Consider the following 22,637-nt stretch of genomic DNA (forward strand, 5'->3'; position numbering starts at 1 on the left):
CGGCGTGACCGGCCCCGGGCCCGCCGGGCGCCCGCCGCCGGAGGCGCGCGCCCGGCCGCGTCGTGCCGCGGCCCGCCTCCGGGAGCCGGCGGGCATGCGCCAGCGCGCCGGCCATCATGGCGGACGCACGATTGCAGGCGCCGTCGCGCCAGCCGTAGCCGTCCCGGGTCCGTCAGTGCGGGCGGCGCTGAAAGGGGAGCGGATGAGCCCGGAGCAGGAGCGGGACTTCGGAAGCCGCTTGGTCCGGCCCGACGCGGTGACCGGCCCCGGACACCGACGGCGGGGTCAGCGCTTCACGAACCCGATATCGGCGGCCACCGCCGTCAAGCGGTCCGGCTCCCGCTCCTTGCGCTCGGAGTAGCGGTCCACGAGGTAGTCGGCGCGCCCGCGGGTCAGCAGGGTGAACTTCATCAACTCCTCGCAGACGTCCACGACCCGGTCGTAGAGCGGCCCTGGCTTCATGCGGCCGGTGTCGTCGAACTCCTTGTAGGCCATCGGCACCGAGGACTGGTTCGGGATGGTGATCATCCGCATCCAGCGCCCGAGCACGCGCAGGCCGTTGACCGCGTTGAAACTCTGCGAGCCGCCCGAGACCTGCATCACGGCGAGCGTCCGGCCCTGGGTCGGGCGGACCGAGCCCTCGCTGAGCGGCAGCCAGTCGACCTGGCTCTTCATCACCCCGGTCAGGTTGCCGTGCCGCTCGGGGCTGACCCAGACCTGACCCTCGGACCAGATCGACAGGGACCGGAGTTCCTGCACCTTCGGGTGGTCGGCGGTCGCGTCGTCGGGCAACGGCAGGCCGTGGGCGTGGAAGATCCTGACCTCGCCGCCCATCGCCTCCAGCAGCCGGGCCGCCTCGCAGGCCAGGAACCGGCTGAACGAGCGCTCCCGCAGCGACCCGTAGAGGATGAGGAAGCGCGGCGCGTGCGCGAGCGGCACCGACGCCTGCACCCGCTCGAGGGTCGGGACCTCGAAACGCGCCTCGGAGAGGTTCGGCATCCCGTCGGAGAAGGGTTGCTGGGTCTTGTCCACGCGGCCATCATCTCCTAGGTTTCAACAATCGTTGAATTGATGGACCAGCCATGGACGAACGGCAAGCCCTCGCCGCCTTCGCCGCGCTCGGGCAGGAGCACCGGCTCCGGGCCGTGCGCGCGCTCGTCACCGCCGGGCCGGACGGTCTCGCCGCCGGGGCGCTGGCGAGCGAGGTCGGGATCGCGAGCACCAACCTGTCCTTCCACCTGAAGGAGCTCTCGCATGCCGGGCTGATCACGTCCCGGCGCGAGGGCAAGTCGGTCATCTACAGCGCCGCCTATGCGGGCCTGTCCGACCTGATCGCCTTCCTGATGCGCGACTGCTGCGGGGGCCGGCCCGAGGTCTGCGCTCCTGCCGTCGCCGCCCTGTCCGCCTGCGATCGTACCACCGGAGACACCGCCCATGCCTGAGGCGTTCGACGTCGTCGTTTACCACAACCCCGCCTGCGGCACGTCCCGCAACACCCTGGCGCTGATCCGCAACGCCGGGGTCGAGCCGCACGTGGTCGAGTACCTCAAGACGCCCCCGAGCCGGGCGCTCCTCAAGCAACTTCTCGCCCGCGCCGGCCTCTCGGTCCGGGACGTGCTGCGCGAGAAGGGCACGCCCTACGCCACGCTCGGCCTCGCCAGTACGGCGCTGACCGACGATCAGCTCCTCGACGCGGTCGAGGCTCACCCGGTCCTGCTCAACCGCCCGCTCGTGGTGAGCCCCAGGGGCGTGCGCCTGTGCCGGCCGTCCGAGGCGGTGCTGGACCTGCTGCCCGCCCAGCAGGGCGAGTTCGTGAAGGAGGACGGCGAGCGCGTCGTCGACGAGCACGGCCGCCGCGTCGCCACCGCCTGAGGACACGATGAGCACCTTCGAACGCTTCCTCACCCTCTGGGTCGCGCTGTGCATCGTGGCCGGCATCGCGCTCGGCCACGTCGTGCCGGGCTTCTTCCACGCCGTCGGCGGCGCCGAGGTCGCCAAGGTGAACCTGCCGGTGGCGGTCCTGATCTGGCTCATGGTCATCCCCATGCTGCTCAAGATCGACTTCGCCTCGCTGCGCCACGTCGGCCGGCACTGGCGCGGCATCGGCGTGACGCTCTTCATCAACTGGGCCGTGAAGCCCTTCTCGATGGCCGCGCTCGGCTGGCTCTTCGTGGGCTCCCTGTTCCGGCCGTACCTGCCCGCCGACCAGATCGACAGCTACGTCGCCGGGCTCATCATCCTGGCGGCGGCGCCCTGCACCGCCATGGTGTTCGTGTGGTCGAACCTGACCCGCGGCGAGCCCCACTTCACCCTGAGCCAGGTGGCGCTCAACGACACCATCATGGTGGTGGCCTTCGCGCCCATCGTCGGCCTGCTGCTCGGGCTCTCGGCCATCACCGTGCCCTGGGGCACGCTTGTGCTGTCGGTGGTGCTCTACATCGTCATTCCGGTCGTGATCGCGCAGGTCGTGCGCCGAAGCCTCCTGGCCTCGGGCGGCCAGCCGGCGCTCGACCGGCTTCTCGCCAGGCTCGGGCCGGCGTCGCTCGTCGCGCTCCTGGCCACCCTGGTGCTGCTGTTCGGCTTCCAGGGCGAGCAGATCCTGGCCCAGCCGGCGGTCATCGGCCTGCTGGCGGTGCCCATCCTGATCCAGGTCTACCTGAACTCCGGGTTGGCCTACCTCCTGAACCGGATCGCGGGGGAGCAGCATTGCGTGGCCGGGCCCTCGGCGCTGATCGGCGCCTCGAACTTCTTCGAGCTCGCGGTGGCCGCCGCCATCAGCCTGTTCGGCTTCAACTCGGGCGCGGCGCTCGCCACCGTGGTCGGCGTCCTCATCGAGGTGCCCGTCATGCTCTCGGTCGTGTGGATCGTGAACCGGTCGCAGGGCTGGTACGAGCGGGGGGCGAACCAGCGGGCGGCCTTGGAGCCGGCTTCGCGCCAAGCGTGAGCGTCACGGTGCGGGCCGCCGCGGCCCGCACCGTCCTACCGGCCGCGAAGGCTTGACCGCAGGACCGCGGAGGCAGCCCTGCTCAATCCATCCTCACCGGCTTGGTCTCCCAGGAGCGGCAGGCGACGACCCTGATCTGCCGCGCCGCCTACCCGGCCATGAACGCCCTCGTCGGTTTCCTCGCGGACGAGTGCTGCGCCGACGAGACCTGCTCCGGGAAGGGCGAAGCGGCCTGATGCCGTGTTCCTTATTTCAATAATTCCGGAATCAACGGAGGATAGCGTGCCCGAGACGACGTCTTCGCTCCCCGTCGCGGTCATCGGCGCCGGCCCGGTCGGCCTGGCGGCGGCCGCCCACCTCCTCGCCCGCGGCCTGCCGGTGCGGGTTTACGAGGCGGGCCCGGAGGTCGGCGCCCACGTGCGGGCGTGGGGGCATGTGCGCCTGTTCTCGCCGTGGCGCTACAACGTCGACCCGGCGGCCCGGGCGCTCCTGGAGGGGGCGGGCTGGGACGCACCGCCCGGGGATGCCTTCCCGACCGGCCACGAACTGGTCGACCGCTACCTCGCGCCGTTGGCCGCCACGCCCCGGCTGGCCGACGCTATCGAGACCGGCGCGCGGGTGACGGCGCTCGGGCGCCTCGGCCTCGACAAGGTGAGCGACCGCGGCCGCGCCGGCGTGCCCTTCGTCCTGACCATCGCCGAGGCCGGCCGTGGCGCCCGCCGCGACCTGGCGCGGGCGGTCGTCGACGCGTCCGGAACCTGGGGGCAGCCGAACCCGCTCGGCGCGAGCGGCCTGCCGGCGGAGGGCGAGGCCGACCTCGCCGAGCGGACCGCCACCGGCGTCCCGGACGTCCTCGGTCGCGACCGGGCCGATTATGCCGGCCGGACCACCCTGGTGGTGGGAGCGGGGCATTCCGCCGCCAACGTGCTGCTCGACCTCGCGCGGCTCGCCGACGAGGTCGAGGGGACGACGGCCGTCTGGGCGACCCGCGGCACCGACTTGTCGCGTGTCTACGGGGGCGGCGCGGCGGACGAACTCGCCGGGCGCGGCGACCTCGGTTCCAGGCTGCGCGGCCTGGTCGACGGCTGCCGGCTCCCGCTGGCGCGGGGCTTCGCGGTCACGTCCGTGCGGAGGTGCCGCGAACGCCTCTTGGTCGACGGCATCACCGCGGAGGGGCCCCGCACCCTCGGGCCGGTGGACAGGGTCGTCGCCGCGACCGGGCAGCGCCCCGACCTCGCCCTCACGCGGGAATTGCGCCTCGACCTCGATTCCTGTCTGGAAAGCGTCAGGGCGCTCGGGCCTTTGATCGACCCGAACCTGCATTCCTGCGGCTCGGTCCGGCCGCACGGCCACCGCGAGGTATCCCACCCGGAACCCGGCTTCTATACGGTCGGCATCAAGTCGTACGGCCGGGCTCCGACCTTCCTGATGCTGACGGGGTACGAGCAGGTCCGCTCGGTCGCGGCCGCGCTGGCGGGAGACCTCGCCGCCGCCGATGACGTGCGCCTGGTCCTGCCGCAGACCGGGGTGTGCGCGACGTCCCGGGGCGACGCCGATGCGGACGGATGCTGCGGCGTTCCGGCCCCGGCTGCGGCGGGAACCTGCTGTCCGCCGGCACCGGCGCGACGCTCGGCATCGACGTCCTTCTGCGGCGTGCCGGCATGAGCGCCCGCAACCGGATGACCGTCATCTCGGCCCTTGGCGTGGTGGAGATCCTCGCCTGGGGTTCCTCGTTCTACCTGCCGGCGGTGCTCGCCGGGCCCATCGCGGCCGACACCGGCTGGCCGCTCTCCTGGGTGGTCGGGGGCCTGTCCATCGGGCTCCTGGTGGCGGCCATCGCCTCGCCCCGGGTCGGAACCGCCATCCATCGGCGCGGCGGGCGCCCGGTGCTGGCGCTCGCCGCCCTGCTGCTGGCGGCGGGCCACGTCGTGATCGGCCTGGCGCCGAACCTGCCGACGTTCCTGGCGGGATGGCTCGTCCTCGGGCTCGGCATGGGGTGCGGCCTGTACGACCCGGCCTTCGCCACCCTCGGGCGGCTCTACGGCGCCGAGGCGCGTCCCGCCATCACCACGCTGACCCTCTGGGGCGGTTTCGCCAGCACGGTCTGCTGGCCGCTCTCCGCCTTCCTCGTCGAGCAGGTCGGCTGGCGGGGCACGTGCCTCGCCTATGCCGGGCTGCACCTCGCCGTGACCCTGCCGCTGGTGCTCGGCTTGGTCCCGCCGGTGCCCGCGGCCGCGCCTGGCGCGAGTGGCGCACGCGGGCAATGCGAGCCGCTGACGCGGCGCGAGCGGCGCGCCTTCCTGCTGATGGCCGGCGTGCTGGTCCTGGGCGGGACCGTGATGACGCTGGTCTCGGTGCACCTGATCGCGCTGCTGCAGGCGCGCGGCGTGGCGCTCGCCGCCGCGGTGTCCTACGGAGCGCTGATCGGGCCGTCCCAGGTCGGCGCCCGCATCGTCGAGATGGCCACCAAGGGTCGGCACCACCCGCTCTGGACGCTGACGGTCGCCATGGTCCTCGTGGCGCTCGGGCTGGCCATCCTGGTGGCGGGCATCCCGGCGGTCGCCGTCGCCCTGGTCCTGTATGGGGCCGGCAACGGGATCTACTCCATCGCCCGGGGCACGGTGCCGCTCGCCCTCTTCGGCGCGGAGCGCTACCCGGTGCTGGTCGGCCGCCTTGCGCGACCGGGCCTCGTCGCCCAGGCCCTCGCTCCGTCCTTGGGCGCCGTGGCGCTCACCTACGGCGGCCCCGACACGGCCTACGCTCTCCTTGCGGCGCTCGCGCTTGCGAATGTCGGCTTGGCATCGGCCTTGTGGAGCACGCGGCCGGAAGCGGCCCTCCCCCCTGCGCGCGCCCAGGCGGAGCCGCAGGAGAAGTGATCGCCTCGGTTGCAACGTCGAAGGGCCGCCATCGAGATGGCGGCCCTTCATCACTCTAGGTTGTTGCAGTGCGGAACTTTGGTGTCCGGCCGCGGAAAGCCGGGTCGGCTCTCATCAGCTGTGCGCCAGGATCGCCAGGAGCAGCAGCGCGATGATGTTGGTGATCTTGATCGCCGGGTTCACGGCGGGCCCGGCGGTGTCCTTGTAGGGATCGCCGACGGTGTCGCCGGTCACGGCCGCCTTGTGGGCGTCCGAGCCCTTGCCGCCGTAATGCCCGTCCTCGATGTACTTCTTGGCGTTGTCCCAGGCGCCGCCGCCCGAGGTCATCGAGACCGCGACGTAGAGCCCGGTCAGGATCACGCCCAGCAGCATCGCGCCGACCGCCGCGAAGGCCTGCGCCTTGCCGGCGATGAGCTGGATCGCGAAGAACAGCACCACCGGCGACAGCACCGGCAGCAGGGACGGCACCACCATCTCCTTGATCGCCGCCCGGGTCAGCATGTCGACGGCCCGGCCGTAATCGGGCCGCTCCGTGCCCTTCATGATCCCGGGCTTCTCGCGGAACTGGCGCCGCACCTCCTCGACGACCGCGCCGGCCGCCCGGCCGACCGCCGTCATGGCGATGCCGCTGAACAGGAACGGAATCAGGCCGCCGAGCAGCAGGCCGACGACGACGTAGGGGTTCGACAGCGAGAAGTCGACGGTCAGGCCCTGGAAGTAGCGGTACTGGGTCGGGGACGCGTTCTGGATGAAGTAGTTCAGGTCCGACGTGTAGGCCGCGAACAGCACCAGGGCGCCGAGGCCCGCCGAGCCGATGGCGTAGCCCTTGGTCACCGCCTTGGTGGTGTTGCCCACGGCGTCGAGGGCGTCGGTGGACTTGCGCACCTCCTTGGGCAGGCCGGCCATCTCGGCGATGCCGCCGGCATTGTCGGTGACCGGCCCGAAGGCGTCGAGCGCCACCACGACGCCGGCGAGGGCCAGCATGGCGGAGACCGCGACCGCGATGCCGAACAGGCCCGCGAGCGAGTAGGTCGCGATGATGCCGGCGACGATCACGAGCGCCGGCAGCGCCGTCGACTCGAGGGAGATCGCGAGCCCCTGGATCACGTTGGTGCCGTGGCCGGTCACCGAGGCGTGGGCGATCGACTTGACCGGCCGGAAGTTGGTGCCGGTGTAGTACTCCGTGATGACCACGATCAGGGCCGTGATCACGAGGCCCGCCACCGCGCACAGGAACAGGCTCAGCGACGTGAAGGTGACGCCCGTCGTGGTGGTGAACTGGGTGGCGAAGCCCCCGAACATCACGAAGTTCAGGCCCGCGATCGCCGCGATCGAGAGCACGCCGGCGCCGATCAGCCCCTTGTAGAGGGCGCCCATGATCGACTGGTTGGCGCCGAGCCGGACGAAGAAGGTGCCGATGATCGAGGTGACGATGCAGGCCGCGCCGATCGCCATTGGGTAGATCAGCATCGTCTCGAGGACGTTGCGCCCGCCGACGTCGGTCTGGCCGGCAAAGAAGATCGCCGCCAGCACCATGGTGGCGACGAGGGTCACCGCGTAGGTCTCGAACAGGTCGGCCGCCATGCCGGCGCAGTCGCCGACGTTGTCGCCGACGTTGTCGGCGATCGTGGCGGGGTTGCGCGGATCGTCCTCCGGGATGCCGGCCTCGACCTTGCCGACGAGGTCGCCGCCGACGTCGGCACCCTTGGTGAAGATGCCGCCGCCGAGGCGGGCGAAGATCGAGATCAGGGAGGCCCCGAACCCGAGCGCCACGAGGGCGTCGATCACCTCGCGGCTGGACGGCGCGAGCCCGGCGAAGCGCGTCAGGTAGGTGTAGTAGAACGCGACGCCGAGGAGCGCGAGCCCGGCCACCAGCATGCCGGTGACGGCGCCCGACTTGAAGGCGACGTCGAGGCCGCTCCCGAGGGACTGCGTCGCCGCCTGGGCGGTGCGCACGTTCGCCCGGACCGAGACGTTCATGCCGATGAAGCCGGCGGCGCCCGACAGCACCGCGCCGATCACGAAGCCGATCCCGACCTTGAGGCCCAGGAACCAGGCGAGGAGCGCGAACAGCACGACGCCCACCACCGCGATGGTGGCGTACTGGCGCCGCAGGTAGGCCTGCGCGCCCTCGGCGATCGCGCCCGCGATCTCCTGCATGCGCTGCGTGCCGGCGTCGCGCCGCATGACGTCGTTGATCGTGAAGATACCGTACGCGACGGCACAGAGGCCGCCCAGGATGATGAGCAGGAGTGCGGTCATTCTACCGTCCTTGATGTCGGGCGCGTTCCCGCGACGGCTGACGGCCTGTCATGGCGTGCGGCCGTCCGTGGCGGGCCTCCCTCCCCGTGTGAGCAGGGCCGCGCGGCGACGCGCGGTCCTTGCGGGTCACTTGAGTGCCAAACTTCAACGGCGAGCGCAAACGCTCTTAAGCTTCCTCCCGGCAGACTTTCGGACCCGAACGGCCGCTCCGGGGCGTCGGCCCGGAGCGGCCCCCGTCAGAAGTGGCTGAAGGAGCCCGTCCGGAAGGTGCGGGGCTGCCCGTCCGGCATCCGGAAGGTCGGCGCGCCGCCGCCCTCCCGCACGGTGCCGATCGCCGTGAGCGGCACCCCCGCGTCCCCGGCCTCGCCCAGGATCCCGGCGACCGCGCCGGGCGGGACCGCGCACAGGATCTCGTAATCGTCCCCGCCGGTCAGCGCCGCGTCGAGGAGCCCGGGGTCGAGGGCGAGCGCGGCCCGCGCCGCCTCCGAGAGCGGCACCGCCGCGACCTCGACCTCGGCGCTCAGGTGCGCCGCCCGCATCATCTTGGCGAGGTCGCCCACGAGCCCGTCCGAGACGTCCATGGCGGCCCGGGCGTGGCGGCCGAGCGCGCCCGCGAGGGCGAGCCGCGGGCGCGGGTGCAGGTAGCGGTCGACGAGGCTCGCGCGGGCCGGGAGGGGAAGGGCGGCGGCCCAGGCCGGCGCGGGCCGCCGCCGCAGCGCGAGGCCGAGGGCGGCGTCCCCGATCGTGCCGGAGACGAGCAGCCGGTCGCCCGCGGCGGCGGTCGGCCGGCGCACCATCCGGCCGGCCGGCACCTCGCCGAGGGCCGTGATCCCGACGAGGGTCGGCCCTCCCGACCGCACGGTGTCGCCGCCGAGGAGCGGGCAGGAGGACAGGGCGGCGGCCTCGCTCAGGCCGGTGCAGAACCCGGCGATCCAGGCCTCGTCCCAGTCGTCCGCGAGCGCCAGGGTGAGGAGGAAGCCCCGGGGCTCGGCGCCCTTGGCGGCGAGGTCCGAGAGGTTCACGCCGAGCGCCTTGCAGGCCACCGAGGCCGGCGGGTCGTCCGGGAAGTAGTGCACGCCGGCCACCACCGCGTCGGTGGTGAGGACGAGGTCGTGGCCCGGCCGCGGCGCCAGCAGGGCGGCGTCGTCGCGGAGGGCCAGGCCGCCGGGGCCCGCCAGGGGCGCGAAGTAGCGCGCGATCAGCTCGTCCTCGGTCGGGCGGGGGAGGTCGGGGCGCGCCATCTCGGAACGTCTCGCGTGCTGGCGGTCGCGGGGACCGGGACGATCGGGCCGGCGCGGTCCCGGGCATTGCCGCCCCGGGTCACGCCGCCCGGGGGCGGCCCCGGGAGCTTCGGCCGGCCGCGGCTCAGCCGGCCCGGCCGCCGTCGCGGGGCGCGCCGTCGAGCTCCTGGGCCCGGCCCGCGCGGGCGACCCTGTCGAGCACCGCGTTGACGAGGCCGGGCTCGTCGCCGGCGTAGAAGCTGTGGGCGACGTCGACGTATTCCGAGATCGCCACCCGGACGGGCACGTCGCGGCGGTAGATCAGCTCGTAGGCGCCGGCCCGCAGGATGGCGCGCAGCACCGCCTCGATCCGCCGCAGCGGCCAGCCCGCCGTGAGGGCCCCGTCGAGCTGCTGGTCGATCGTGCGCTGCTCCTCGACCACGCCCCGCAGGAGGTCGCGGAAGAAGGCGGGCTCGGCGGGCGGGTGCTCGACCCCGTCGATGACCTGCCCGATCCAGAACGCCTCGAACTCCGCCAGGGCCTCGATCACGCCCTTGCCGGAGATCTCCATCTCGTAGAGCGCCTGGACCACGGCCAGGCGGGCGCCGCTGCGCTCGGCGGGTTTCATCTCAAGCCTTCTCCGGATCCCGGCGGGGCGCGAAGCCGATGGTGCGGTCCTGGCGCTCCGCGTCCTCGGCCCGCCGCAGGGCCAGGACCGCGAGGGCGGCCTCCGCGGCGCCCCCGCCCTTGTTCATCTCGGCGACCCGGGCGCGGGCGAGGGCCTGCGCCTCGGTCTCGACGGTCAGGATACCATTGCCCAGGGGCAGGCGCAGCATCACGGAGAGGTCCATCAGCGCCCGGGCGCTCTCCCCCGCCACGATGTCGTAGTGCCCGGTCTCGCCCCGGATCACGCAGCCGAGCGCCACCACGGCGTCGTAGGGCTTGCGCGCGCGGGCCGCGGCCTCGAGCAGGATCGCCACGGCCTGGGGGACCTCCAGCGCCCCCGGCACCGTCGCCACCACGGCCTCGGCGCCGGCGGCGCTGAGGACCGCCCGGGCGCCGCTCAGGAGCTCGTCGGCGATGTCCTCGTAGTAGCGGGCCTCGACGATGAGCACCCGGGCTCCGGTGAGGGACGGGCGATCGCGGCCGCTGTCTCGGCGTGGCGTGACCATGGCGAATCCAGGCTTCCTGCAACGGGGCCGTCCGGCCCCGCCGGAACGGGGCGTCGCGACCCCTCCGGAACGGGACTTCCGCCCCGCCGACACGGGCGAACGCGCGGGCATGCACTTCGTTGCAGCGCACCAGCGGCGGGGGACGCGAGCACTAGACCGAAAGCGGCCCCCACCACAAGGCCGGCGCGGCGGGACCAAGGAATCCGCTCCCTCGCACCTCCCGGCTTGCCGATCCCGGCTTGCCAAGCCGGTGCAATCGGGCCAATCCCGCTAGGTCAGCCGGGCCGTCAGACCCGGGCCGGGAGGTTCCCCACCATGAGCGACATCGAAACCCGCACGATCCGGCGCGTCAGCTGGCGCCTGATCCCGTTCCTGATCGTCTGCTACTTCGTCGCCTACCTCGACCGGGTCAACGTCGGGTTCGCGTCCCTGAGCATGAACCGGGACCTCGGCATCTCGGCCACCGCCTACGGCCTCGGGGCCGGGCTGTTCTTCATCACCTACTTCATCTTCGAGGTCCCCTCGAACCTGGCGCTCGAGCGCTTCGGCGCCCGCCGCTGGATCGCCCGCATCATGCTGAGCTGGGGCGTGATCTCGGGCGGCATGGCCTTCATCGGCGGCGAGACGAGCTTCTACGTGATGCGCCTGCTGCTGGGGGCGGCCGAGGCCGGCTTCTTCCCGGGCATCATCTTCTACCTGACGCTCTGGTTCCCGGCCGCCTACCGCGCCCGCATCGTGTCGCTGTTCATGGTGGCGATTCCGCTCTCCAGCGTCATCGGCTCGCCGATCTCCGGGATGCTGCTCGATCTCGACGGCGTGCTGGGCTTCCGGGGCTGGCAGTGGCTCTACGTGATCGAGGCCCTGCCCGCCGTGATCCTGTCGGTGGTCACCTACTTCTACCTCACCGACCGCCCGGCCGACGCGGCCTGGCTCGCCCCCGACGAGCGCGAGTGGCTCGCCCGGCAGCTCGCCGCCGAGCAGGCGGCCCACGCGACGGCGCCCGGCAAGGGCGGCCACGCGCCCATCACCCGCGAGATCATGAACCCGCGGGTGCTCGCCATCGCGATCGTGTATTTCGGCGCCGTCGCGCTCCTGTACGCCTTCGGGTTCTTCCTGCCCCAGATCTTCAAGGGGTTCGGGCTGACCAACAGCCAGACCGGCTTCGTGATGATCATCCCGTACGCCGTCGGCACCGTCGGCATGCTGTGGTGGGGCAGGCGCTCCGACGCCAAGCAGGAGCGCAAGGGTCACCTCGCCGCCGCGCTCGCCTGCGCGTCGCTCTGCACCATCGGGGCGGCCCTCGTCGCCGACCCGTACCTGAAGGTCGTGCTGTTCTCGGGCGCCGCCCTCGGCATCTTCGGGGCGCTGCCGATCACCTGGACGCTGCCGACCGAGACGCTCTCGGGCGCCGCGGCGGCCGGCGCCATCGCGGTCGTGAACTCGATCGGCAACCTGTCGGGCTTCGTCGCGCCCTACGCGGTCGGCGCGATCAAGGACTACACCGGCAGCTTCACGGGCGGCCTGCTCCTCATCGCCTGCGTCGGCCTCGTCGGCATGGTGACGGTCCTGCGCCTGCGCCACGGCAGCGCAGAGGGGGTCCGCGGCCGGGTCGGCGCGCCCGCCGAGTGAGATCTCCGCGCGGCGCCCCCGCCCGCGGCCCGCGCGGCCCGCGGGCGGGGGCGCCGCAGAGGAAAACCTGGAATTCCTCCGGACTCGCGCCCCGTTCCGCCCTGGCTTCCGGCGCTTGGCCGTGCCAGAGAGCTTGGGCGCGGGCGACGCCCGGTCGCATTGCACCCTTGCGCGGGGTGGTGCTTCGGTCCCGTGAGATCGAGGGCCTAACCTCGCCGATCATCCCTTCCCGACCGTCCGCACCCGGCGTCATCACGGCGGCTGCGGGCCGTCGCCGTTCACGTTTTCTCGGGAGAGCCGGACTTGGCCACCACCGCCGCCCCCTCCGACGCCGCGCATCCGCACGGGACCACGCGCCGGGATTTCCTGTTCCTCGCCACCGGCGCGGGCGCCGTGGTCGGGGCCGCTGCGCTGGCCTGGCCGTTCGTGGCCTCGATGGCGCCCGACGCCGAGACGATCGCCGCCGGCGCTCCGATCGACGTCGACCTGTCGCCGATCACGGAAGGGCAGATCGTCAACGTGTTCTGGCGCGGCAAGCTGATCTTCGTGCGCCATCTCACCGCCAAGGAGATGACCGACATGAAGGCGGTCCCGGTGGGCGAGCTCTCCGATCCCGCGACCTTCGCGGCCAGGGTCAAGGGCGGCCACGACCAGTGGCTCGTCGTCTACGGCAACTGCACGCATCTCGGCTGCGTGCCGATCGGCCACCAGGGCAACTTCGAAGGCTGGGCCTGCCCCTGCCACGGCTCGCAGTTCGACGCCGTGGGCCGGGTACGCCGCGGCCCGGCGCCGATCAACCTGCCGATTCCCCCCTACGCCTTCCAGGGTGACACCAAGGTTCGCATCGGCGAAGGCGCCGCCGCCTGACCGCCGATCCTTGAGCCAAACCAGAAGCGGGCTGCCCCATGAGCGCACACGCCACCACCTACGTCCCCAAGAGCCGCCTCGCGAAGTGGTTCGAGTCCCGGCTGCCCATCGTCGGCCTGGTCCATTCCTCGTTCATCGCCTTCCCGGTCCCGCGCAACCTGAACTACTTCTGGACCTTCGGGGCGATCCTGGTGGCGATGCTGGCCTCCCAGATCGTCACCGGCGTCTGGCTGGCCATGCACTACCAGCCCTCGGGCACCGAGGCCTTCAACTCCGTCGAGCACATCATGCGCGACGTGAACTACGGCTGGCTGCTGCGCTACATGCACGCCAACGGCGCCTCGATGTTCTTCATCGCCGTCTACGCGCACATGTTCCGTAACCTCTACTACGGGTCCTACAAGGCGCCGCGGGAGGTGCTCTACATCCTGGGCGTCATCATCTACCTCCTGATGATGGCGACCGCGTTCCTCGGCTACACCCTGCCGTGGGGCCAGATGAGCTTCTGGGGCGCCACCGTCATCACCAACATCCTGGCGGCGATCCCGATCGTCGGCGACACGATCCAGAGCCTGCTCTGGGGCGGCTACTCGGTCGGCAACCCGACCATCAACCGCTTCTTCTCGCTGCACTACCTGCTGCCGTTCATGATCGCCGGCGTCGTCGTCCTGCACGTCTGGGCGCTGCACGTCACCGGCCAGAACAACCCGACCGGCATCCCGATCAAGTCCGGCAAGGACGCAGTGCCGTTCACGCCCTACGCGACCATCAAGGACGTGTTCGCCACGGTCGTGTTCTTCGCCTTCTTCGCCTACTGGATCTTCCTGCAGCCGAACTACCTCGGCCACGCCGACAACTACATCCCGGCGAACCCCGGCGTGACGCCCGCGCACATCGTGCCCGAATGGTACTTCCTGCCGTTCTACGCGATCCTGCGCGCGGTGCCGGACAAGCTCGGCGGCGTGATCCTGATGTTCGGCGCGGTGATCATCCTGGCGCTGGCCCCCTGGCTCGACACCTCGCGCGTGCGCTCGGCCAACTACCGGCCGATCTACCGCCAGTTCTTCTGGGTCTTCATCTTCTGCTGCTTCCTGCTGGGCTGGCTCGGCTCGAAGCCCCCGGAGGGCGGCTACGTGCTGGCGGCCCGGATCGCCACCTTCTACTACTTCGCCCACTTCCTCATCGTGATGCCGCTGGTCGGGCTGTTCGAGACGCCCAAGCCCCTCCCGGGCTCGATCCTCGAGAGCGTCACCGGCCCGGGCAAGCAGGTCGGATCCTCCGGCATGCCCGCCGGCGCCGCCGCGGCCCCGCCGACCAAGGGCTGAGAGGCCCCGCGACGCGGGCCGCGCCGACCCGGCGCGGCCCGCCCCGTTCACACGTCCGAGCACATGACGACGCCGCAAGGGGCATCGAGGGAATGATCAGAACACGCGCTCTCGTGGCAGCCGCGCTCGCCGCGATGCTGTCGGGCACAGCCGCCCTGGCGGAGGACCACGGCGCCCTTCCGCCGCGCGAGAAGTGGACCTTCTCGGGCCTGTTCGGCACCTTCGACCAGGCGCAGCTGCAGCGCGGCTACCAGGTCTACCGCGAGGTCTGCTCCAACTGCCACAGCATGAACTACGTCCGCTTCCGCAACCTGGCGGAGGAGGGCGGCCCCGACTTCTCGGAGAGCCAGGTCAAGGCGCTGGCGGCGGAGTACAAGGTCAAGGACGGGCCGAACGACGCCGGCGACATGTTCGAGCGGCCCGGCCGCGCGGCCGACAAGCTGCCGGCGCCGTTCCCCAACGACCAGGCGGCCGCGGCGGCCAACGGCGGCAAGGCGCCCCCCGACCTGTCGCTGATGGCCAAGGCCCGCACCTTCGCCCGCGGCGGGCTCTGGTTCCTGATCGATTGGCTGCCCTTCATCGGCTACACCGAGCAGGGCCCCGACTACATCCACGCCCTCCTCAACGGCTACGAGGAGAACCCCCCGAAGGACGTGACGGTGCCGGAGGGCGGGCACTACAACGCGTACTACCCCGGCCACATCATCGCGATGCCCAAGCCCCTGAGCGACGGGCAGGTCACCTACCCGAAGGCGGCCGACGGCAATCCGGTCGTGCCCGAGACCCTCGACCAGTACTCCCGCGACATCACGGCCTTCCTGATGTGGACCGCCGAGCCGCACCTGCTCGCCCGCAAGCAGCTGGGCCTCCGGGCGATCCTGTTCCTGCTCGCCCTCGCCGGCCTGCTCTACTACGTGAAGAAGAAGGTCTGGTCGGACGTGGGGGGCGAGACCCACGGGCTCCAGCCCGAGCTGCACAAGACCGGCTGAGCACGGCGCGGCCCCTGGCGCGAGACCCCTCGGCCGGGCCTCCCGTCTCCGGGGGGCCCTGCGCGGTCCCGGTCGCGACCGCGGAAGGCCGGGCGCGCCGCGGCGTCCCGCGGCGGACCGGCCTCGACGGCGCATCATTCTCGCTCGTGGCGCCCGCGACGTCGCGGGACGACGCTCAGGAGGCCCACATGGCCAAGGCAGTGCTCGGGGTGATCGGCGGGTCGGGCGTCTACGACCTGCCCGGCCTGGAGGACGTGCGCGAGGAGCGGGTCGCCTCGCCCTGGGGCGAGCCCTCGGACGCCCTGCGCATCGGCCGCATCGGCCAGACCACGGTGGTGTTCCTCCCCCGCCACGGCCGCGGCCACCGGCTCTCGCCGTCGGGCATCGACTACCGGGCGAACATCGACGTCCTGAAGCGCGCCGGGGTCACGGACCTCGTGGCGCTCTCGGCCTGCGGGTCGTTCCGGCAGGAGCTCTACCCGGGGCTGTTCGTGCTGGTGGACCAATTCGTCGACCGCACCGTCGGCCGGGCCTCGTCGTTCTTCGGGAACGGCTGCGTCGCCCACGTCTCCATGGCCCATCCGGTCGGGCCGGGCCTCCAGGCGCGGATCCTGGCGGCGGCGGAGGCCGAGGGCGTCGCGGTGCGCAAGGGCGGCACCTACGTCTGCATGGAGGGGCCGCACTTCTCCTCCTACGCCGAGTCGCTGACCTACAAGGGCCAGGGCTACGACGTAATCGGCATGACCAACATGCCTGAGGCCAAGCTCGCCCGCGAGGCGGAGATCACCTACGCGACCATCGCGATGGTGACCGACTTCGACTGCTGGCACCCGGAGCACGAGGCCGTCGAGGTCTCGGCGGTGATCGCGGTCGCACGCGCCAACGCCGAGAAGGCCGCCCGCCTGGTGAGCCGGCTCGCCCGCGACTTCCCGGCCGAGCACGAGCCGTGCCCGGCCCGCTCCGACCGGGCGCTCGACGGCGCCATCATGACGGCGCCCGAGCACCGCGACCCGGCCCTGATGGCGAAGCTCGACGCGATCCTGGCGCGGGCGCTCGGCAGGTAAAACCGCGCCGCCCCCTGGCGTTTCGGCGGGCTGCCTTCTAACAAGGCAGCCCGTTTCCGGCGAGCCAAGGCCCGATGACCGACACTCCCCCCCGCGCCGGCCGCGTCAGCCGGCGGACGGCCGAGACCGACGTCAGCGTCGCCCTCGCGCTCGACGGCACCGGCCGGGCGGCGGTCGCGACCGGCGTCGGCTTCCTCGACCACATGCTCGCGCTGCTCGCCCGGCACGCGCTGTTCGACCTCGACGTCGCGGTGACCGGGGACCTCCACGTCGACCAGCACCATACCACCGAGGATTGCGGCATCGCCCTCGGCCAGGCCTTCGCGCAGGCGCTCGGCGACAAGCGCGGCATCCGCCGCTACGCCGACCTGCACCTGCCCATGGACGAGGCCCTGACCCGGGTCGCCGTCGACATCTCGGGCCGGCCGTTCCTGGTCTTCCGCACGCACTTCGCCCGGGAGAAGATCGGGGCGTTCGACACCGAGCTCGTGCGGGAGTGGTTCCAGGCCTTCGCGATGAACGCCGGGATCACCCTGCACGTCGAGACCCTGTACGGCGACAACCAGCACCACATCGCCGAGAGCTGCTACAAGGGACTGGCACGTGCCTTGCGGCAGGCGGTCGAGGTCGACCCCCGCGAGGGCGGCCGGGTGCCCTCGACGAAGGGCTCGCTCTGAGGCGGCGGATCCCGCTCCGGGGCGGGGACGAGGCGGCGGCCGCGATCGGCCAGGGGACCAGCGGATGACGACCTACACGCTGCACATGGCCGACGAGGACGATCCGGGCGCGCCCGAGGCGCTCGACCGCGCCAGGCTGGTGCGGGACGGCTTCGTCTGGCCGGCCTTCTGGTTCACGGCCCTGTGGTTCTTCTGGCACCGGCTCTGGCTCGCCGGCCTCCTGGTTCTGCTCGCCGAGGTTGCAGCCTGGGGGGCCGGGCTCCTGCTCGGCCTGAGCCCCGGCGCCGGCTTCGCGATCGCGCTCCTGCTGTCCTGGCTGATCGGGCTCGAGGCCTCGTCCCTGCGGCGCTGGACCTACGAGCGGCGCGGCCGCCCGATCCGCGACGCCGTGACGGCCGCGGACGCCCGGGAGGCGGAGGTCAAGCTCGTCGCCCGCTGGCTCAGGGGGGACGGCGCGCGGGTCGCGTCCGGCCCGCCGGTGCCGGTCGCGCCCCCGAACCTGCGGGCCGGCAGCCCCGCGCTCGGGCTCTTCCCCGAGGCGGACACGCCCCGGTGAGCGGCGGGCCGGTGAGCGGGCGGGCGGCCGGGGGACCTGGCCCCGCCGCGGGAGAGACCAGGGAGGCTCGGCTTTGAGCGCCGGAACCGTCGCCATCATCGATTACGGATCGGGCAACCTGCATTCCGCCGCCAAGGCGTTCGAGCGCGCGGCCCGTGAGGCGGAGTGCGACGCCCGCATCGCCGTGACGTCGGACCCGGCCGTGGTGGCGGCCGCCGACCGGGTCGTGCTGCCGGGCGTCGGCGCCTACGCGGATTGCCGGCGCGGCCTCGACGCGGTGTCCGGGATGGTCGAGGCGATGGACGAGGCGGCGCAACGGCGCGGCCGGCCCTTCCTCGGCATCTGCGTCGGGATGCAGCTCCTGGCGAGCCGCGGCCTCGAGTACGAGACCACGCCGGGCCTCGGCTGGATCCCGGGCGACGTCGCGGCGATCACGCCCGGGGACCCCGGCCTCAAGGTGCCGCACATGGGGTGGAACACCCTGGTGGCGCGCCGGGCCCACCCGCTCCTCGCCGGCATCCCGACCGGCGACGACGGCCTGCACGCCTACTTCGTGCACAGCTACGCCCTCGCGGCCCGGGAGCCCGCCGACGTGGTGGCGACGAGCGATTACGGCGGGCCCGTCACCGCCATGGTGGCCCGCGGCACCGTCGCGGGCACGCAGTTCCACCCCGAGAAGAGCCAGAAGCTCGGCCTCGCGCTCATCGCGAACTTCCTGCGCTGGCGGCCCTGAGGGCCGCTCCTCCCCCGCAAACCCCCAGCCCGTGGTGACGACGCGTGATCCTGTTTCCGGCCATCGATCTCAAGGAGGGGCGCTGCGTCCGCCTCGTGCAGGGCGACATGGCGCAGGCGATCGTCTTCAGCGACGATCCGGCCGCGCAGGCCGCGACCTTCGAGGAGCAGGGCTTCGCCTGGCTCCACGTCGTCGACCTCGACGGGGCCTTCGCGGGCGCGCCGATGAACGCCGCGGCGGTCGACGAGATCCTGGGCCGGGTCGGGATCCCGGTCCAGCTCGGCGGCGGCATCCGGGAGATGCGCACCGTCGAGGGCTGGCTCGCCAAGGGGGTCACCCGGATCATCATCGGCACCGCGGCGGTGCGGGATCCCGCCTTCGTGCGCGAGGCCGCCCGCCGCTTCCCCGGCCGGATCGCCGTCGGCATCGACGCCAAGGACGGCCGCGTCGCGGTCGAGGGCTGGGCCAAGACGTCCACGGTCACCGCCGAGGAGCTCGGGCGGCGCTTCGAGGATGCCGGCGTCGCCGCGATCGTGTACACCGACATCGCCCGCGACGGCGTGCTCAAGGGGCTGAACATCCCGATGACCCTGGCGCTCGCCGGGGCCGTGCGCATCCCGGTCATCGCCTCCGGGGGCCTCGCGTCGATCGAGGACGTGCACCGCATCCTCGAGCCCGACTGCGCGGGCCTCGCCGGCGCCATCACGGGGCGCGCCCTCTACGACGGCCGCATCGACCCGAAGGAGGCGCTCGCCGCCATCGCGCGGGTCCGCGCCTCCCGGGAGGCGGCCGCCCCGTGACCGCGGCGACGCCGCGCCCCCCGCGTCCCCGCTAGAGAGCGAGCGCCCGTGCTCAAGACCCGCATCATCCCCTGCCTCGACGTCAAGGACGGCCGCGTCGTCAAGGGCGTGCAGTTCCTCGCGCTGCGGGACGCGGGCGACCCCGTCGAGGCGGCCAAGGCCTACGACCGCGCCGGGGCCGACGAGCTCTGCTTCCTCGACATCACGGCGAGCCACGAGGATCGCGGCATCCTCCTCGGCGCCGTGAGCCGCACCGCGGAGGCCTGCTTCATGCCCCTCACCGTGGGGGGCGGCGTGCGGCGCGTCGAGGACATCCGCACCCTCCTGCTGGCGGGCGCCGACAAGGTCTCGATCAACACCGCGGCGGTCGCCGACCCCGACTTCGTGGCGGCGGCGGCGGAGAAGTTCGGCGACCAGTGCATCGTGGTGGCGATCGACGCCAAGCGCGTCTCCGGCCCGGGCGAGCCGGGCCGCTGGGAGATCTTCACCCACGGCGGGCGCCGGCCGACCGGCCTCGACGCCGTCGCGTTCGCCCGCACCGTGACGGCCCGGGGCGCCGGCGAGCTCCTGGTGACGTCGATGGACCGGGACGGCATGCGCTCGGGCTACGATCTCGGCCTGACGCGGGCGATCAGCGACGCGGTCGGCGTGCCGGTGATCGCGTCCGGCGGCGTCGGGGGCCTCGACGACCTCGTGGCGGGCGTGCGCGACGGCGGCGCGAGCGCCGTGCTGGCGGCCTCGATCTTCCATTTCGGCCAGCACACCGTGGCGGAGGCCAAGGCCCACATGGCGGCGGCCGGCCTGGCGATGCGGCTCGATCCCTGAACGCCGCTTGACCGGCCGGTCCTGCCTGCCCCAGGGTCGGCAGACGCAGTTTCCGGCAGCCGCATGACCGCCTTCACCCTCGCCGACCTCGACCGTATCGTCCGGAGCCGCGCCGCCGCGTCGCCGGAGGATTCCTACACGGCGAAGCTCGTGTCGGGCGGCCCGGCGCGCCCGGCCAAGAAGCTCGGCGAGGAGGCCGTCGAGGCGGCGATCGCGGCGGTGCAGGGCGACCGGGCCGGGCTGGCCTGCGAGGCCGCCGACGTGCTCTACCACCTGCTCGTGCTGCTGGCCGCGGGCGGCGTGCCGCTGGAGGACGTGATGGCGGAGCTGGAGCGGCGCACCGCGCAGGGCGGCCTGGCCGAGAAGGCCTCCCGGAGGCCCGCGTGAGCGAGGCGCCGGTCACCGCCGGCCCGGAGGAGCTCGCCGCGAGCCTCGACGAGGCGACCGACCACCTCTCGCCCTACCGGGTCTTCGCCCGGGACGAGTGGGCGCACCTGCGCGCCGACACGCCGCTCACCCTCACGGCCGAGGACGTGATGCGGCTGCAATCCCTCAACGACCCGATCTCCCTCGAGGAGGTCATCGCCATCTACCTGCCGCTGTCGCGGCTGCTCTCGCTCTACGTCGCGGCGACGCAGGGATTGTTCAAGGCGACCCAGCGCTTCCTCCTCGCCGAGCGCGAGGTGAAGGTGCCCTACATCATCGGGGTGGCGGGCTCGGTCGCGGTGGGCAAGTCCACCACGGCCCGGGTGCTGAAGGCGCTCCTCGCGCGCTGGCCCAACACGCCGAAGGTCGACCTCGTCACCACGGACGGCTTCCTGTTCCCGAACGCCGAGCTCCACCGCCTCGGCCTCATGGAGCGCAAGGGCTTCCCGGAGAGCTACGACACCCCGCTGCTCCTGCGCTTCCTCGCCGACATCAAGGCCGGCAAGCGCCACGTCGTCGCCCCGCTCTACTCGCACCTCGTCTACGACGTGGTGGCGGGCGAGGAGACGGTGGTGGACCGCCCCGACATCCTGATCGTCGAGGGGCTGAACGTGCTCCAGCCCGCGCGGCTCCCGCGCGACGGCACCGCGATCCCGTTCGTCTCCGACTATTTCGACTTCTCGGTCTACCTCGACGCCCACGAGGACGACCTGCACCGCTGGTACGTCAACCGCTTCCTGCGCCTGCGCCACACCGCCTTCCGGGACCCGCTCTCCTACTTCCGCAAGTACGCGGAGGTGAGCGAGGAGGAGGCCCTCGGCATCGCGGACGGGCTGTGGTCGCGCATCAACCTCCTGAACCTGCGCGAGAACATCGTGCCGACGCGCCAGCGCGCGAGCCTGATCCTCGCCAAGGGCGCGAGCCACCGCATCGAGAGCGTGGCGCTGCGCCGGCTGTGAGGCGGGCCGCCGGGTCCCGGCGCGCGGCCGCGCGCCCGGGCGTCACGCCCCGGGCGAGAGCGCGTCCTCGCCGAGGGGATAGGCCGCCTCCACCACGTAGGGACCGCCGCCCACCGAGCCCCGGGCCGAGTACAGGGCCGTCCGGCGCGCCGTGAAGGCGAGGCGGGGGAAGACCGGCTGCATCGCGAGGTAGCCCGCCACGGCCTCGGGCCCGGTCCCGCGCCTGAGGCGCGCCAGGGTCACGTGCGGGGTGAAGCGGCGCGTCTCCGGGCGCAGGCCGAGGCGGCGCACCAGGCGCTCCTGCTCGGCCTGGAGGTCGTCGAGCGCCGGGTCGGGGGCGACCCGGGCGTAGAGCGCGTGCGGCCGCGCGCCCCCGAAGCTCGCGAGCCCGTCGAGGCTGACGGGCAGGGCGGGGCGGGAGCGCGCCTCGGCGAGGGCCTCCGTCACCTCCCCGGCCAGGCCGTCGTCGATGTCGCCGAGGAAGCGCAGGGTGATGTGGTAGTCCGCCGGCTCGACCCAGCGGGCGCCGGGCAGGCCGCCGCGCAGCCCGCCGAGCGCGAGGCCGATCTCGGGCGGGACCTCGATCCCGGTGAACAGGCGCGGCATGGCGGCTCCTCCGCTCAAGGTGCGCGCGGGCCCTCACGGGCCCTTGCGCAGGCGCTGCAGGAAGTCCTCGACCGTCGGCACGATGCCGGCCACCACCCGCTCGACGCCCGCCCGGGTCGGGTGCAGCCCGTCCGCGAGGTTGAGGCCCCGGTCGCCCGCGATGCCGTCGAGGAAGAACGGGTAGAGGACCAGCCCGTGCCGGGCCGCGAGGGCGGGGTAGATCGCGTCGAAGCGGCGCACGTAGTCCGGGCCGAGATTCGGGGGCGCCCGCATGCCGGCGAGCAGCACCGGGATGCCCCGGCCCTTGAGGCGGGTGATGATCGCCTCGAGGGCCGCCTCGGTCATGGCCGGGTCGGTGCCCCGGAGCATGTCGTTGGCGCCGAGCTCCAGGATGACCCCGTCGGTCCCGTCCGGCACCGACCAGTCGATCCGGTCGAGCCCGCCCGTCGCGGTATCGCCCGAGACCCCCGCGTTGGCGACGGCGACCGCCTGCCCCTTCGCCTTGAGGACGCGCTCGAGCACGACCGGGAAGGCGGCGTCGGCCGGCAGGCCGTAGCCCGCCGTGAGGCTGTCGCCGAGGGCGACGATCCGCACGGGCCGGTCGGCGGCGCGGGACGGGGCGGGGGAGAGGAGGGACATCGGCGCCAGCGAAACGATCAGAAATGCGAGCGCCGCGAGGCGGCCACCATGGCGGTCCAGGGTCCGGC

24 protein-coding genes and 1 pseudogene are annotated in these 22,637 nt (G+C 72.9%); 18 read left to right on the plus strand and 7 right to left on the minus strand.

Translation table 11 applies throughout. The features are described from left to right. Positions 1 to 285: 285 nt before the first annotated feature. Positions 286 to 1,032, minus strand: a complete 747-nt coding sequence (gene arsH, locus DT057_RS08010) for an arsenical resistance protein ArsH (protein ID WP_128561559.1) — start codon at positions 1,030 to 1,032, stop codon at positions 286 to 288. Between the two features lie 50 nt (positions 1,033 to 1,082). Here arsH and DT057_RS08015 point away from each other — a divergent pair, with 50 nt between their 5' ends. From DT057_RS08015 to DT057_RS08040, 6 genes and pseudogenes are all read left to right on the plus strand, one after another. After that, on the plus strand, positions 1,083 to 1,442 hold the full coding sequence (locus DT057_RS08015) for an ArsR/SmtB family transcription factor (RefSeq protein ID WP_128561560.1): 360 nt from the start codon (positions 1,083 to 1,085) through the stop codon (positions 1,440 to 1,442). Next, positions 1,435 to 1,872 carry an arsenate reductase (glutaredoxin) gene (gene arsC / locus DT057_RS08020; protein ID WP_128561561.1) on the plus strand — a complete coding sequence of 146 codons (438 nt, stop codon included), beginning with the start codon at positions 1,435 to 1,437 and terminating at the stop codon, positions 1,870 to 1,872. The genes DT057_RS08015 and arsC overlap by 8 nt, the downstream gene beginning before the upstream one ends. 7 nt (positions 1,873 to 1,879) lie before the next feature. Beyond that, entirely contained in the window at positions 1,880 to 2,944 is a 1,065-nt protein-coding gene (gene arsB / locus DT057_RS08025) for an ACR3 family arsenite efflux transporter (protein WP_128561562.1), read from the plus strand. 89 nt (positions 2,945 to 3,033) lie between these two features. Then, positions 3,034 to 3,180: pseudogene (locus DT057_RS08030) on the plus strand (ArsR/SmtB family transcription factor); the annotation flags it as partial. Between the two features lie 46 nt (positions 3,181 to 3,226). Continuing rightward, positions 3,227 to 4,609, plus strand: a complete 1,383-nt coding sequence (locus DT057_RS08035; RefSeq protein ID WP_128561563.1) for an NAD(P)-binding protein — start codon at positions 3,227 to 3,229, stop codon at positions 4,607 to 4,609. Next, the gene (locus DT057_RS08040) at positions 4,606 to 5,820 is read left to right on the plus strand and encodes an MFS transporter (RefSeq protein ID WP_128561564.1); all 1,215 of its coding nucleotides are present in this window, start codon (positions 4,606 to 4,608) and stop codon (positions 5,818 to 5,820) included. Before DT057_RS08035 ends, DT057_RS08040 begins: the two co-directional genes overlap by 4 nt. A 114-nt stretch (positions 5,821 to 5,934) precedes the next feature. On the opposite strand, the gene DT057_RS08045 is transcribed toward DT057_RS08040, so the two are convergent. From DT057_RS08045 to ribH, 4 genes are all read right to left on the minus strand, one after another. Next, the gene (locus tag DT057_RS08045) at positions 5,935 to 8,082 is read right to left on the minus strand and encodes a sodium-translocating pyrophosphatase (RefSeq protein WP_128561565.1); all 2,148 of its coding nucleotides are present in this window, start codon (positions 8,080 to 8,082) and stop codon (positions 5,935 to 5,937) included. Between the two features lie 236 nt (positions 8,083 to 8,318). After that, on the minus strand, positions 8,319 to 9,323 hold the full coding sequence (thiL, locus tag DT057_RS08050; protein WP_128561566.1) for a thiamine-phosphate kinase: 1,005 nt from the start codon (positions 9,321 to 9,323) through the stop codon (positions 8,319 to 8,321). 124 nt (positions 9,324 to 9,447) lie between these two features. Next, positions 9,448 to 9,930 carry a transcription antitermination factor NusB gene (gene nusB / locus DT057_RS08055; RefSeq protein ID WP_128561567.1) on the minus strand — a complete coding sequence of 161 codons (483 nt, stop codon included), beginning with the start codon at positions 9,928 to 9,930 and terminating at the stop codon, positions 9,448 to 9,450. 1 nt (position 9,931) lies between these two features. Next, entirely contained in the window at positions 9,932 to 10,474 is a 543-nt protein-coding gene (gene ribH / locus DT057_RS08060; RefSeq protein ID WP_128561568.1) for a 6,7-dimethyl-8-ribityllumazine synthase, read from the minus strand. 315 nt (positions 10,475 to 10,789) lie between these two features. Between ribH and DT057_RS08065 the strand changes: the two genes are divergently transcribed. The 12 genes from DT057_RS08065 to coaA all read left to right on the plus strand — a co-directional run bounded on the left by DT057_RS08065 (position 10,790) and on the right by coaA (position 21,324). After that, entirely contained in the window at positions 10,790 to 12,103 is a 1,314-nt protein-coding gene (locus DT057_RS08065) for an MFS transporter (RefSeq protein ID WP_128561569.1), read from the plus strand. 303 nt (positions 12,104 to 12,406) lie between these two features. Continuing rightward, on the plus strand, positions 12,407 to 12,970 hold the full coding sequence (gene petA, locus DT057_RS08070; RefSeq protein ID WP_128561570.1) for a ubiquinol-cytochrome c reductase iron-sulfur subunit: 564 nt from the start codon (positions 12,407 to 12,409) through the stop codon (positions 12,968 to 12,970). Positions 12,971 to 13,008: 38 nt separating this feature from the next. After that, on the plus strand, positions 13,009 to 14,295 hold the full coding sequence (locus tag DT057_RS08075; RefSeq protein ID WP_128561571.1) for a cytochrome b: 1,287 nt from the start codon (positions 13,009 to 13,011) through the stop codon (positions 14,293 to 14,295). A 92-nt stretch (positions 14,296 to 14,387) separates the two neighbouring features. Further along, on the plus strand, positions 14,388 to 15,284 hold the full coding sequence (locus DT057_RS08080) for a cytochrome c1 (protein WP_128561572.1): 897 nt from the start codon (positions 14,388 to 14,390) through the stop codon (positions 15,282 to 15,284). A gap of 188 nt (positions 15,285 to 15,472) precedes the next feature. After that, entirely contained in the window at positions 15,473 to 16,348 is an 876-nt protein-coding gene (locus DT057_RS08085) for an S-methyl-5'-thioadenosine phosphorylase (protein ID WP_128561573.1), read from the plus strand. Between the two features lie 74 nt (positions 16,349 to 16,422). Beyond that, entirely contained in the window at positions 16,423 to 17,025 is a 603-nt protein-coding gene (gene hisB / locus DT057_RS08090; protein ID WP_128561574.1) for an imidazoleglycerol-phosphate dehydratase HisB, read from the plus strand. A gap of 64 nt (positions 17,026 to 17,089) precedes the next feature. Then, on the plus strand, positions 17,090 to 17,581 hold the full coding sequence (locus DT057_RS08095) for a DUF2628 domain-containing protein (RefSeq protein WP_128561575.1): 492 nt from the start codon (positions 17,090 to 17,092) through the stop codon (positions 17,579 to 17,581). A 73-nt stretch (positions 17,582 to 17,654) separates the two neighbouring features. Continuing rightward, on the plus strand, positions 17,655 to 18,314 hold the full coding sequence (gene hisH / locus DT057_RS08100) for an imidazole glycerol phosphate synthase subunit HisH (protein WP_128561576.1): 660 nt from the start codon (positions 17,655 to 17,657) through the stop codon (positions 18,312 to 18,314). Positions 18,315 to 18,358: 44 nt separating this feature from the next. Then, on the plus strand, positions 18,359 to 19,114 hold the full coding sequence (gene hisA / locus DT057_RS08105; RefSeq protein WP_128561577.1) for a 1-(5-phosphoribosyl)-5-[(5-phosphoribosylamino)methylideneamino]imidazole-4-carboxamide isomerase: 756 nt from the start codon (positions 18,359 to 18,361) through the stop codon (positions 19,112 to 19,114). 48 nt (positions 19,115 to 19,162) lie between these two features. Next, the gene (gene hisF, locus DT057_RS08110) at positions 19,163 to 19,939 is read left to right on the plus strand and encodes an imidazole glycerol phosphate synthase subunit HisF (RefSeq protein ID WP_128561578.1); all 777 of its coding nucleotides are present in this window, start codon (positions 19,163 to 19,165) and stop codon (positions 19,937 to 19,939) included. Positions 19,940 to 20,002: 63 nt separating this feature from the next. Further along, on the plus strand, positions 20,003 to 20,326 hold the full coding sequence (locus DT057_RS08115; RefSeq protein ID WP_128561579.1) for a phosphoribosyl-ATP diphosphatase: 324 nt from the start codon (positions 20,003 to 20,005) through the stop codon (positions 20,324 to 20,326). Then, positions 20,323 to 21,324: a type I pantothenate kinase gene (gene coaA / locus DT057_RS08120; protein WP_128561580.1), complete on the plus strand. Its 1,002-nt coding sequence runs from the start codon at positions 20,323 to 20,325 to the stop codon at positions 21,322 to 21,324. The genes DT057_RS08115 and coaA overlap by 4 nt, the downstream gene beginning before the upstream one ends. 42 nt (positions 21,325 to 21,366) lie before the next feature. Here coaA and thpR read toward each other — a convergent pair whose 3' ends face one another. Together thpR and DT057_RS08130 are read right to left on the minus strand one after the other, a co-directional pair. Continuing rightward, positions 21,367 to 21,930: an RNA 2',3'-cyclic phosphodiesterase gene (thpR, locus tag DT057_RS08125; RefSeq protein WP_128561581.1), complete on the minus strand. Its 564-nt coding sequence runs from the start codon at positions 21,928 to 21,930 to the stop codon at positions 21,367 to 21,369. A gap of 33 nt (positions 21,931 to 21,963) precedes the next feature. After that, the gene (locus DT057_RS08130) at positions 21,964 to 22,569 is read right to left on the minus strand and encodes an arylesterase (protein WP_238312649.1); all 606 of its coding nucleotides are present in this window, start codon (positions 22,567 to 22,569) and stop codon (positions 21,964 to 21,966) included. Positions 22,570 to 22,637: the final 68 nt, after the last annotated feature.

The organism is Methylobacterium crusticola (assembly GCF_003574465.1).
GTDB lineage: Bacteria > Pseudomonadota > Alphaproteobacteria > Rhizobiales > Beijerinckiaceae > Methylobacterium > Methylobacterium crusticola.